Below are 12,797 nucleotides of genomic sequence, written 5' to 3' on the forward strand. Positions count from 1 at the left end.
AATGAAATTAGGATTGTTTATTGATAGACCTGTCCTTTCGATGGTAATTTCTATACTAATTGTCATTTTAGGATCGATAGCTATATTTATACTTCCCATTGATCAGTATCCGCAGATAACACCACCATTGGTTAAAATCAGTGCCAGTTATCCGGGTGCCGGAGCAACCACCGTTGCGCAAGCCATAGCCACACCTATTGAGCAACAATTGAACGGAACTCCCGGAATGATTTATATGGAATCAACCAGCTCAAATTCCGGTTCATTAAACATCAATGTTACCTTTGAAGTAGGTACCGATCCTGATATTGCTGCCGTTGACATTCAAAATAGAGTTAAACTGGCAGAATCACGATTACCGGCTGAAGTTGTTCAGAACGGTATAAATGTTGAAAGACAAGCTGCTTCTCAGCTCCTAACCATCTCATTAACATCCGAGGACCCAAAATTTGATGAAATATATTTGAGTAATTATGCTACCATCAACATTCTGGATGTAATCCGAAGGGTGAATGGTGTTGGTAGAGTATCTAATATAGGTAGTCGTTATTATTCAATGCGTATTTGGGTATACCCCGATGCGATGGCCGGATTTGGATTAACGGTAACCGACCTGCAAAGTGCCATTCGTGATCAGAACCGTGAATCGGCCGCCGGCGAATTAGGTCTGCAACCTATCTCAGATGCTGATATCACCATTCCGCTTCAAACTTCGGGACGATTAGAAAAAGCTGAAGATTTTGAAAAAATTGTTATTCGTGCTAATCCCGATGGATCAATCATACGCTTAAGAGACGTAGCCCGGGTTGAACTGGAAGCTTCGAGCTACAGTCAAGAGTCGGGTATGGATAATAAAAATGCTGCTATTTTAGGTATTTATCTCTTGCCTGGCGCCAATGCTTTGGAGGTTGCTCAGAATGTAAGAGAAGCCATGGAAGAAATCAGCCTCAACTTTCCTGAAGGCATTACATATGATATTCCTTTTGACATGACGGAATATATTTCGGCATCCATCAAGGAAGTTTATACAACCTTATTCGAAGCTCTTTTCTTAGTTGTGTTGGTTGTGTTTCTATCGTTACAAAATTGGCGTGCTACATTGGTTCCAATCATTGCCGTACCCATTTCACTTATCGGAACATTTGCCTTTATGCTGGCCATGGGATTCTCAATCAACTTACTAACCTTACTGGGATTGATATTGGCTATTGGTATTGTGGTAGATGATGCCATTGTTGTGGTTGAAAATGTAGAACGCTTAATGGCTGAACGGAATATTTCAGCCCGTGAAGCAACCCACATTGCAATGAAAGAACTGGCCGGAGCATTAATTGCTACATCACTGGTTTTGGCTGCTGTATTCGTACCTGTGAGTTTCCTTTCTGGTATTTCAGGTCAGTTATACAGACAGTTTTCAGTTACCATTGTTGTATCAGTATTGCTGTCAACAGTTGTAGCCATGACTTTAAGTCCGGCATTATGCGCCTTACTTTTAAAGCCCGAAACCAAGAAGAAAAACAAAGTATTTCAAGCTATCAATAATTGGTTAACAACCGGTGTTAATCAATATTTGAAATACATCAATTTATCTATAAAGAACCCCAAAAGAGTGTTAGGTGGATTTGGGATGGTTTTGATTCTGATATTTGTGCTTTTCCGCGTTGTACCTACCTCATTCATTCCGGAAGAAGATCAGGGTAAATTTACGATTGAAATAGAATTACCCGAAGGAGCAACATTACATAGAACAGCTGATATTACTCAACGAGCTGTTGATTATATTCTGCAAAACCCATATGTAAAGAATGTACAAAATGTAACAGGTAAAAGTCCACGTTTGGGAACTTCTCAAAGTAGATCTGAGTTAACTGTTTTATTAAAAGATTGGGATGACAGGGATGATGCAGAAGGTAAAATCAATACGATTATTCAGTCATTAAAAGATGAATTTTACTATTATCCCGAAGCACAATTCTATCTTTCAAAACCTCCTGTAATTCCAGGATTAGGTAGCTCCGGAGGATTCGAGATGCAACTACAGGCAAAAGGTGATGCTAGTTTTGATGATTTGGCAGCTGCCGTAGACACCTTGATTTATTATGCCAATCAGCAAAAAGAACTGCAAGGAGTTTCATCCTCATTACAGGCTGAAGTACCACAACTCTATTTCGATGTAAATCGTGATAATGCTAAATTTTTAGGTATTCCTTTAGGTGATATTTATACCTCAATGAAATCGTTTTTGGGAGCCATGTATGTGAACGACTTTAACATGTTTAACCGTGTATATAGAGTTAACATTCAAGCCGATGAACAATTCCGTCATCAAAAAGAAAACCTAAATTTGTTTTTTGTACGTGCTCAAAATGGTTCAATGGTTCCGGTTACTGCGTTGGGAACATTCGAATACACAACAGGACCTGGTAGCATTAAACGTTTTAACATGTTTACAGCAGCAGTTATTCGAGGCGAACCGGCTTCAGGTTACAGTTCTGGTCAGGCTATGCAACTAATGGAAAATTTAGTCAGAGATAAGCTGCCTGAAAATATTGGCTTGGAATGGAGTGGTTTATCATACCAGGAGAAACAAGCTGGCGGACAAACCGGATACATTATGCTATTAGTTATTGTTTTTGTATTTCTGTTTTTAGCGGCTCAATACGAAAGCTGGAGTATACCAATTGCCGTAATGCTATCTTTACCTATTGCTGCATTAGGTGCTCTATTAGGTATTTGGGTAACAGGACTAGAAAATGATATTTATTTCCAGATTGGATTGGTTACTTTAATAGGATTAGCTACTAAAAATGCTATTTTAATTGTTGAAGTTGCTAAACAACAAATAGAAAATGGCGCAACAGTGCTTGAAGCAACCCTCAAAGCTGCTGAGATGCGTTTCAGACCCATTGTAATGACTTCTCTGGCCTTTGTATTAGGAATGATTCCATTAGTATTTGCATCAGGGCCTGGTTCTGCCAGTCGTCATTCCATTGGTACAGGAGTATTCTTTGGTATGCTTGTAGCCATTACAATAGGTATTGTATTTGTACCTTTCTTCTTTCACCTTATCTATTCGTTTAGAGAAAAACGTAATAAAGAAATTGTAAGCAAATGAAATTAAATCATATCATATTTATCTTTCTGATTTTCATGTTTATTGGCTGTAAAATTGGCAAACAATATGAATCTCCAGAGATAAACATGCCTGACACCTATCAATCCAATTTATCGGATACCAGTACGGTTGCCGATATTGACTGGTGGGAAGTGTACAACGATTCATTATTAGTCAAATACATTAATCTGGCTATTGAAAACAATCAGGATCTAAAGATTGCTATTTCAAGAGTTGAAGAATATCGTTCACTGAAACGAATATCTGAAAGTGACTTACTTCCATCTATCAGCATTTCAGGAGAGCGCGAACATGAAGTCAGTTCCGGAAGCATTAATGAAACAGATAATGAATTGGTTGCAGAGCTATCGTGGGAACTTGATTTATGGGGGCGGCTGAGATGGCAACGCGATGCAGGTATAGCCGATTATATGGCAACCGCTGAAGATAAAAATGCTGTCTATCAATCGTTAATTGCCAATGTTGCTACAACTTATTTTGAGTTAATGGCAGCCAAACGCGAACTGGATATTATACAACAAACAGCTGTATCGCGCGAAGAAGGTGTCAAAATCGCGGAGCTTCGTTACAAGGGTGGATTAACATCAGAAACCCCTTTACAACAAGCTGAGGTTGAGCTAGCGAAAACACTTACCCTTGTTCCGGAAGTTAAGTACACAATTCGCAAAAAGAATAACCTATTATCAACATTAATGGGGCAATTTCCAGAAAACACCTTAATATCAACCTACCTACTAGAACACAAATTACCTGACAGTGTCCTCGTTGGAATACCTTCTGATTTATTATCACGCAGACCTGATGTTCGTAAAGCAGAACAAGAAGTTATTTCGGCTAATGCTAAAGTGGGAATGGCATTTACCAATATGTTTCCCCGAATTTCGTTATCGGCAGAATATGGTTACGAAAGCGAGGCTTTATCTGACTTATTCAGCTCACCTTATAATTATTTATACGGACAACTTTTAAGTCCCATTTTTAATGCCGGGGCAAATCGTGCACGTCATAAGGCAGCCAAAGCTGTGTTGGAGCAAAAGGCTCTTACCTACGATAAAGTGGTTTTAAAAAGCTTCGAAGAAACCAGTAACGCATTGGGGAATGTTCATCGAGCTAAGTCTGTCCGTAATTCTTTAATCAAACTTGAAGAATCATCCCGCACTTACCTAAAACTAGCTAACCTTCAGCACATAAACGGAGTTGTAAGTTATATTGACGTACTAGATGCGCAACGCCTTTTGTTTGATGCCGAAATAAGACTAAACAATGCAATCCGAGATGAAAAAATATCCTACGTTAATCTTTACAAATCACTGGGTGGTGGCTGGTAATGAGTCATAAACTAGTTATTTGGAAGATACAAACATTAAACGTACATTTGACGTTATTATATTATTCAAATGAGCGAAAAAATCATCAATTTATCGGTAGACTGCGCTATATTTGGCTATGAAAATGGCAAATTAAAGTCACTATTGATCAAAAGAGATAAAGAACCATGCTCCAATCAGTGGTCATTGCCTGGTTCTTATGCTTATTTTGATGAAACAATTGATAATGCAGCCCGCCGGGTACTTTTTGAACTAACAGGTATCGAAAATATCTACTTAACCCAGGTAAAGGTATTTGGTGAAGTTAACAGATACCCTTCTCATCGCGTTGTATCCATACTATACTGCGCACTAATTAAATCTGACCTTTTTGAATTAATCGCCGGTTCGCACGCAAAAGAGGTTAATTGGTATGATGTCAATGAGGTTTCAGAACTCCCTTTTGATCACAACCAAATGATTAATACTGCACTACAATGGTTAAAGGAAGAAATTTGGCGTAAACCAATTTCAATAAACCTATTACCTGATAAGTTTCCTCTAAACCAATTGCAGGATCTGTTTGAAGCTATTTTACAAGAGGAGATTGATAATCGGAACTTCAGAAAGAAAGTCATTAATATGGGCTTGGTTGAAAAATTGAATGAGAAGACCAAAGGAGGTCAGCAACGTCCGGCATTTTTATATCGACTCAAAAAATCAATCTAAAAAAAATTTACACAAAATAGTTAACGTACATCTAACGTTTATGAATAATCCAATGTTTGATTTATCAGGAAAAGTTGCCGTTGTTACTGGCGGCGGCGGTGTTTTAGGCGGAAGTATCGCCCGCAGTTTAATTGAAGTGGGTGTTAAAGTTGCCATCCTTGATATCCGCGAAGAAAACCTCAACATACGGGTTGAAGAATTAAAACAATTAGGCGGCGAAGTAAAAGGTTTTGTATCCAATGTGCTTGATATGGATATCCTGAAGAATACGCGCAAAGAAATTCTGGATGAATGGGGACGCATTGATATACTTATCAACACTGCCGGAGGTAATCTACCGGGTGGAACTTTGGAAGAAAGCCAAACCGTATTTGATATGAAGATTGAAGAATTCCAACGTGTAACCGATCTAAACCTAAACGGAACCGTTTACCCTAGTTTGGTATTTGGTAAAGCAATGGCCGATCAGGGCGAAGGAAGCATTATTACCATCTCATCTATGGCAACTTATTCAGCCATCACAAGGGTTCCGGGATATTCTGTTGCCAAAACAGGTATCAATATTTTCACTCAATGGATGGCCATGGAAATGGCCTTGAAATTCGATGAAAAGATTCGTGTTAATGCTATTGCTCCAGGATTCTTTATTGGAGATCAAAACAGAAAAGTATTGATTAACCCGGATGGAAGTTATACCGAGCGCAGTCAGAAAGTAATTGCACGTACACCTATGAAACGTTTTGGTGACATCAAGGAACTAAACGGCGCCGTTCAGTTTTTATGTTCCGATGCGGCCTCATTTATTACAGGTGTAATTCTTCCTGTTGATGGAGGTTTTAGCTCATTTAGTGGAGTCTAATACTAGTACATAGTATCAAGATTATTTTCAGAGTTTAATAGATGTCTTGATACTTATGTCTTGCATCATAATACTCATTTTAACTTTCTTCTATTAACAATGAATAACAATCTAATAATATGGCTTTAGAAAAAACCTGGAGATGGTTCGGCGAAAAAGATCCGATAACTCTTGATATGTTGGTGCAAATGGGTGTTGAAGGTGTAATTACGGCTCTACATCACATTCCAAATGGAGAAATCTGGACGATTGAGGAGATTATGAACGTTAAGACTCAGATTGAAAGTCGTGGGCTGCGATGGAGTGTTGTTGAAAGTCTGCCGGTGAGTGAAGGAATTAAAATCTGTAACGACGATCGTGCGCGTTTAATTGAAAATTACCAGCAGAGCGTTCGTAATTTGGGAGCGTGTGGCATCGATACCATCTGCTATAACTTTATGCCTGTGCTGGACTGGGCTCGTACCGATTTACATTATAAACTTGCAAATGGAGGCGAATCGATGTATTTCGACTTCCCTACTTTTGTGGCTTTCGATGCCTATATATTAAAACGTCCCGGTGCTGAAAACGATTATCCTACTGAAATAATAAAGAAAGCCAAAGAAGTATTTTCTTCGATGAGTTCCGAGGAAGCAGAGGAACTGGCTTATAATATTATTGTGGTTACTCAGGGCTTTATTGATGGAGTGATAGACGGAAGTGTGCCTGATCCGAAAAAGTTGTTTCTCGAATTTATCGATCGTTATAAAGGCTACGATAAAAACAAAATGCGCGAGAACCTAAAGGCATTTTTGGATGATGTTATTCCGGTAGCTGAAGAAGCAGGTGTAAAACTGGCCATTCACCCCGATGATCCTCCTTTCCCGGTACTGGGCTTACCTCGTATTATTGGTCAGCTTGATGATTACGAGTGGTTATTTAACGCCAATCCCTCTCCTAACAACGGCATTACTTTTTGTGCCGGATCGCTTTCTGCCCGAAAGGAAAATAACCTGGTGGAGATAATTGAGAAATGCGGTGACAAGATTCACTTTGTGCATTTACGTAACACACAACTTTTGCCCGATGGCAGCTTTTTTGAATCGGGGCATTTGGCAGGTAGCCAAAATATGGTTCAAATTATGACAGCCCTACTAAAAGAGCAGAAGAAGCGCATTGCCACAGGACGAAAAGATACTCGATTGCCTGTACGCCCCGATCATGGTATTAAAATATTGGATGATTATAAAAACAAATACAATCCGGGATATCCGCTTATTGGACGATTAAAAGGTTTAGCCGAGTTAGATGGATTAATGGCCGGAATCAGTAGCTTTATTTAAACTTTGCGACATGAGAAGCATCAGATTCATCTTGTTATTACTTATTTGGTCTTCACTTTCAATTACCGCTCAAGTACGATTACCCAAACTAATAAGTGATGGAATGGTATTGCAGCGCGATAAGGAACTGACTCTTTGGGGTTGGGCCTCACCTAATGAAAAAGTGGAAATTGATTTCAAAAATCATCAATACAAAACCATTACTGATTCGGATGGCAAGTGGCAGATTCAACTCCCCTCCCAATCTCCCGGAGGGCCTTTTAAAATGAAGATCTCAGCTTCGAATCAAATTCTGATTAATGATATATTAATTGGAGATGTTTGGCTTTGTTCGGGGCAATCCAACATGGAACTTCCCATCAGCCGTGTGGAACCCAAATATCGTAAGGAGATTAAAAGAATTAATAATACAGGTATTCGTCAGTTTAGAGTGCCTTATAACTGGGACTTTAACCAAAAGCAGGCTGATTTAAAGGGTGGGAAATGGTTAGCTGCAACGCCCGAAAACATCATGAGCTTTTCAGCAGTAGCCTATTTCTTTGCCCAAAAAGTGCAGCAAACACAACAGGTTCCCATCGGCATTATTAATGCAAGTATGGGAGGATCGCCGGTTGAAGCCTGGCTGAGTGAAGATGATTTAAAACCATTTAAAGATGCATATAAGGAGCTTCAAAAGTTTAAAGATTCCACTGTTATTAACGCCATTGAAGCCAGCGACAAACAAAGATCGGATACATGGTTTAGCCAATTAGCTCAAAATGATAAAGGCCGGAAAAACGCAGATTGGACTACTACTGATTTAAATGATAACGACTGGCAAACAGCCATCGTTCCGGGATATTGGAAACAAGATGATCTTGAAAACCTGAATGGAATTGTTTGGTATCGAAGAAGCTTTAGTTTATCCGAAAAATCAGCTAATCAACCTGCCGAACTGGATATGGGACGCATTGTTGATGCCGATTCTGTTTTTATCAACGGATCTTTTATCGGAAATACAACTTATCAATATCCTCCTCGCAGATATAAGGTACCTGAAAACACATTGAAATCAGGCAAAAACACCATTGCTGTTAAAGTAATTTCGCAGATTGGAACCGGAGGTTTTGTACCTGACAAACCGTATGAGTTACGCACTGGTTCCGAATCAATCAACTTAAGCGGTACGTGGAAATATAAAATAGGAGCATCGATGGCACCACTCGAAGGTCCCACCTTTATCAGATGGAAACCCGCAGGATTATACAACGGGATGATTGCCCCATTAACCAACTTATCAATTAAAGGCGCTGTTTGGTACCAGGGAGAATCAAACGTTGATAATGCCAGCCAATACAAAGAGCGATTATCTGCTATGATACAAAACTGGCGCCGCGAATTCAACGAGGGAGAGCTTCCTTTTGTAATTATTCAGCTGGCAAACTATTTAGAACCTGATAGCTTGCCCAAAGAAAGTGATTGGGCTGTATTAAGAGATGCACAATTTAAGGTTGCGCAAAAAACAGAGCACTGCCAGAGTGTTAACATCATCGATTTAGGAGAATGGAATGATATTCATCCTCTTAATAAAAAAGAGGTGGGTAGACGCACTGCTTTGGCTGCTGAAAAAGTAGCTTATGGTAAAAAGGTTGTTTGTAGCGGCCCTGTATTTGACAGTTATTCAATCAATAATTCAAAAGTTGAACTCAGCTTTAAATATGTTTATAACGGGCTTCGAATAAAAGAAGGAAACAGTCTTAATGGTTTTGCCATTGCCGGAAAAGATGGGCAGTTTATTTGGGCGCATGCCGAAATAAAAGGTAATAAAGTAATGGTTTGGCACGAAAGTGTTGATAAACCAACCGCAATAAGATACGCCTGGGCTAATAATCCGGATCAAGCCAATCTCTATAATACAGAAGGATTACCTGCCGTTCCGTTTAGGTTAGAGATACGAAAGGCAAAGTAATCCCTTTAAGAGATTTTGCAAAAAAATTGCTAATCATCATAAAAAAGTAAGTACCCAAGCTAAAAGAATTGACTGCGCGATCATTAGGATAGTATGAGAGCTTATCAGGATGGATTGTCATTGCTTCAGGATAGACTGAGAGCTTATCAGGATAAATTGTCTTGGCATCAGGTTAGATTGGGAGGTTATCAGGATAGATTGTCACTGCTTCAGGATAAACTGAGAGCTTATCAGGATAAATTGTTATTACATCAGGATAGACTGAGAGGTTATCAGGATGGATTGTCATTGCATCAGGAAACCTTTAATACAAAAGAAGCTGGTCCATCGACCAGCTTCAAACACTACTGTTTCCAACACAATAACCCTCTCGGTTATATTATTATATTTTAATTTATGACTTCCTGCGTTTTATCAGATCCTGTTCAATCTGCACTTCCATCGACTTATTAATTTTGTAAAAGAAAAGCAACACAACCCCTAAAAAGAACGGAATAGCAGCAAAAACACTGATTAGCATTTTTGCGCCATGCCTTACTGTATCAGGCTGAATTAATTCGCTTCCACCACTAGCAGCAATATTCACATAACCGTATAATCCCAAAATCCAGGCTACCAAAGCTCCGCCTATGGATAATCCGGCTTTAAGGCCCATCATCATAGCAGAGAAAATAATGGCAGTGGCTCGTCGGTTGTTTTTCCATTCCGAGTAATCGGCCACATCAGCAATCATAGCCCAAAGAAGTGGAGTGGTAATTCCATAAAAGAAACCATGAAAAACCTGAGACAAAAACATCAGACCTACACTTTGAGGTGGGAAAAACACAAAGGCCAGTATAAATAAGGTTGATATAAACAAAGCCACACCAAATACATCGCGCTTACCAAACCTGTCGGCTAGTTTTTTAGAAAAACCAATACCTATAAGCATAAATATGATACCACCGGCATTAAATAAGCCAAAGCCAGCCGAGGTAGGATCTGATCCAAAGAAGTTCATACCCACACTATTGAAAAACCGTAAAATAGGATCGATAAAAGAAGCCAAGGCCGCTTCATCAACATAGTAATTGAAGTAATAAACATACGACCCACCTTTCATGGCAAGGGTAACAAAAACCAGAATGGTAAGTGTTAACATGATGATCCATGGTTTGTTGCGAATCAAATCCGACAAATCATCTTTTAACGAAGATTTCTGCTCGGGCGATGGAATCACCCTTTCTTTAGTAGTGAAAAAAGTTGTTAACAACAGGATGGTTCCAATAATGGCCATCCAGGTAAGAACCTTTTCGATACCCACGGCTTTATCGCCTCCACCTGCATACTCGATGATAGGCAGCATAAAAACCTGCACAAAAAACTGGGCAAACAAAACCGCCACAAAACGAATGGATGAAATACTGTTTCGCTCGGCCATATCACCCGTAATCACACCACTTAAGGCCGAATATGGTAGATTATTACCCGCATACATCATTAATAGCAATGAGTAGGTAGCAACCGCATAAATTAATTTGCCTTTGTACGAAAAATCGGGAGTACTAAAAGCCAGCAAAGCCATTAAACTCAATGGTAAAGAAGTATATAAAATCCACGGACGAAACTTACCCCATTTCGATCGGGTTCGATCGGCCAAAATTCCAATAATCGGGTTAAAAGAAAAAGCGGCTACCAATCCAACCGAAAGCATAATGATTGAAGCATCATTAGGATCCAGTCCGTATATATCGGTATAAAAAAAAGCGAGATAAGTTATAAGGGTTTGGAAAACAAGGTTGGCAGCCAAATCGCCCAAACTATAACCAATTTTCTCTCCCAATGAGATTTTTTGTGATTCTATATTCATTATTTTTAAAATTTAGCTCTTCAATAGTTATATAACTTTAGTTTTTGGATGGAATACTCATACATGGGTATTCTCAAATGTCGTCCCTGATGACTTTGATCTCCATTCATCCTGCGTTGCGGCACCCACTTACCATCTATGTAGCTTCCTTCATCAATGGATTCAATTCCAGCTTTTGCATTTTTTTGTTCACTCAAAAAATTAAAAACCAAACCCGATCCGGCCACAATGTATTCGCCAGGCCCCGTACAAATGATCAATCCACCGGCATAGGCCCACTCCTCGTTTTTAGCTTCGGCGCTCCAGCCCAAAGTATAATCATGCCTGGCAATTAAGGTATAACCACCCAACGAAATGGTATCTGCCAAAACTTCTTTATTCAAAAGAAATCCAGCCATCTGGTCTTTTCCCTGATGCTTTAAAATTTCGTACTGCAATTGTTGAATCAAAGCATAACCTTTAACAACCGGTTCATTTTGCGGATCGTTAGTTGATTCAATGGAGAAAGGACAAAACCCCATGCAATCGTGCTCTCCAAAAGCATACAACATTTTAGCTCCTACATCTTTCTCGAAGCGTGCTTCGGGAATAAACACAGCATTGCCACCCCTATTATACAGCTTTATCCATTTGGAAAAATCAGGAAAATAAATATCGGGTGCTAAAAAATCGACAGACGGTGCTCCCGCTCTCCAGATATCCATTAAGTGAGGAAGCGGACCAGCACTTGGATATTCGCCTGGCGCATATCCAATACGATTAAGCGCAGCATTAATATACATGGGCAAGTTGTATTGCGCCTTGCCTCGTGCCGTAATTTCATTGGTGTACTTTGCAAAGTACCAGGCTTGAAAAACCTCTTCGGTTTGTTTGGATGAACCAAAAACCTGCTCCCAGGTTCCTTTGGTTTTTCCTCCCTGAGTTTGCCAATAATCCAGAAACTCAGGCATTAATTCTTTTTTATTTTTTTTGAGATAGGATAGTAACTCTTCGGGTACATCTGTCTGGTATAATTTTTCGGCGTCCTTTCCGTAATCACGGGCATCGGGCAACATTCCAATTTCGTTCTCAACCTGAATCATTACCACCGTATTATCCTTCTCATCAAATGCTTTAACATGTGCCATTAAGGCTTCGAAAGCCCTGGCATCGGATTCGAGATTATTCTTACTGAAAGGACTTAATATTTCAACCCTTTGGCCAGCTGTATTTATTGCTCTGGGAAATCTGTCAACATCCTTTTTCACCCAAGAAGGAACATAGCACGACATGCTGTTTTTCCAGCTCCCAAACCATAGCAATACTAATTTTATCTTACGTTGACGGGCGCTTACAATTAAGGAATCGACCAGTTCGAAATCAAACTGACCTTCCTTGGGTTCAATCAATTCCCAGTAAACAGGAACCAAAAGAGTATTCAAATTCATTTGCTCCAATGTTGGCCATATCTGATTCATATAAGCCATGCTTGATGAACTTGAATTACCTAGTTCACCTCCCATCATTAAATAAGGCTCATCATGCACATACAGCTGAGTTGCTTTCCCTTGTTTTTTAAGATAGGGAATTGAATTCTGAGCAATAGATTTAACAGGACTAAAAAGTAGTAGTATTAGCCCTATATATATTATATGATATCTTTTCATT

General features: G+C 39.4%; 9 protein-coding genes. 7 read left to right on the forward strand and 2 right to left on the reverse strand.

The window, feature by feature from the left end; genetic code table 11:
• The first annotated feature begins 1 nt into the window (after position 1).
• From KEM10_RS15490 to KEM10_RS15520, 7 genes are all read left to right on the forward strand, one after another.
• Positions 2–3,115, forward strand: coding sequence for an efflux RND transporter permease subunit (locus KEM10_RS15490; protein WP_212216941.1), 3,114 nt, complete (start codon positions 2–4; stop codon positions 3,113–3,115).
• Positions 3,112–4,464 carry an efflux transporter outer membrane subunit gene (locus tag KEM10_RS15495; protein WP_212216942.1) on the forward strand — a complete coding sequence of 451 codons (1,353 nt, stop codon included), beginning with the start codon at positions 3,112–3,114 and terminating at the stop codon, positions 4,462–4,464. Before KEM10_RS15490 ends, KEM10_RS15495 begins: the two co-directional genes overlap by 4 nt.
• 69 nt (positions 4,465–4,533) lie before the next feature.
• A complete protein-coding gene (locus KEM10_RS15500; protein WP_212216943.1) occupies positions 4,534–5,172 on the forward strand; it encodes an NUDIX hydrolase in 639 nt (212 codons plus the stop codon).
• Between the two features lie 40 nt (positions 5,173–5,212).
• Positions 5,213–6,031 (forward strand): SDR family oxidoreductase, encoded by an 819-nt coding sequence (locus tag KEM10_RS15505; protein WP_212216944.1) that lies wholly within the window; start codon positions 5,213–5,215, stop codon positions 6,029–6,031.
• Positions 6,032–6,150: 119 nt separating this feature from the next.
• A complete protein-coding gene (uxuA, locus tag KEM10_RS15510) occupies positions 6,151–7,353 on the forward strand; it encodes a mannonate dehydratase (protein WP_212216945.1) in 1,203 nt (400 codons plus the stop codon).
• A 10-nt stretch (positions 7,354–7,363) separates the two neighbouring features.
• Positions 7,364–9,301 carry a sialate O-acetylesterase gene (locus tag KEM10_RS15515; RefSeq protein ID WP_212216946.1) on the forward strand — a complete coding sequence of 646 codons (1,938 nt, stop codon included), beginning with the start codon at positions 7,364–7,366 and terminating at the stop codon, positions 9,299–9,301.
• A gap of 93 nt (positions 9,302–9,394) precedes the next feature.
• Positions 9,395–9,694, forward strand: a complete 300-nt coding sequence (locus tag KEM10_RS15520) for a hypothetical protein (protein ID WP_212216947.1) — start codon at positions 9,395–9,397, stop codon at positions 9,692–9,694.
• A 1-nt stretch (position 9,695) separates the two neighbouring features.
• Here KEM10_RS15520 and KEM10_RS15525 read toward each other — a convergent pair whose 3' ends face one another.
• Complete coding sequence (locus KEM10_RS15525; RefSeq protein ID WP_212216948.1) at positions 9,696–11,150, reverse strand: MFS transporter; 1,455 nt, start codon at positions 11,148–11,150, stop codon at positions 9,696–9,698.
• A 20-nt stretch (positions 11,151–11,170) separates the two neighbouring features.
• Positions 11,171–12,796: a GH35 family beta-galactosidase gene (locus KEM10_RS15530; protein ID WP_212216949.1), complete on the reverse strand. Its 1,626-nt coding sequence runs from the start codon at positions 12,794–12,796 to the stop codon at positions 11,171–11,173.
• Position 12,797 lies beyond the last annotated feature (1 nt).

It is taken from the genome of Carboxylicivirga linearis, assembly GCF_018271995.1.
In the GTDB taxonomy this organism is placed as follows: Bacteria; Bacteroidota; Bacteroidia; order Bacteroidales; family Marinilabiliaceae; genus Carboxylicivirga; species Carboxylicivirga linearis.

Excerpts from the sequence above, each read along its gene's own strand:
- KEM10_RS15530 (WP_212216949.1), bottom strand. The coding sequence starts at position 12,796 with ATGAAAAGATATCATATAATATATATAGGGCTAATACTACTACTTTTT.
- KEM10_RS15525 (WP_212216948.1), bottom strand. The coding sequence starts at position 11,150 with ATGAATATAGAATCACAAAAAATCTCATTGGGAGAGAAAATTGGTTAT.
- KEM10_RS15505 (WP_212216944.1), top strand. The coding sequence starts at position 5,213 with ATGAATAATCCAATGTTTGATTTATCAGGAAAAGTTGCCGTTGTTACT.
- KEM10_RS15500 (WP_212216943.1), top strand. The coding sequence starts at position 4,534 with ATGAGCGAAAAAATCATCAATTTATCGGTAGACTGCGCTATATTTGGC.
- KEM10_RS15520 (WP_212216947.1), top strand. The coding sequence starts at position 9,395 with ATGAGAGCTTATCAGGATGGATTGTCATTGCTTCAGGATAGACTGAGA.
- uxuA (WP_212216945.1), top strand. The coding sequence starts at position 6,151 with ATGGCTTTAGAAAAAACCTGGAGATGGTTCGGCGAAAAAGATCCGATA.
- KEM10_RS15495 (WP_212216942.1), top strand. The coding sequence starts at position 3,112 with ATGAAATTAAATCATATCATATTTATCTTTCTGATTTTCATGTTTATT.
- KEM10_RS15515 (WP_212216946.1), top strand. The coding sequence starts at position 7,364 with ATGAGAAGCATCAGATTCATCTTGTTATTACTTATTTGGTCTTCACTT.
- KEM10_RS15490 (WP_212216941.1), top strand. The coding sequence starts at position 2 with ATGAAATTAGGATTGTTTATTGATAGACCTGTCCTTTCGATGGTAATT.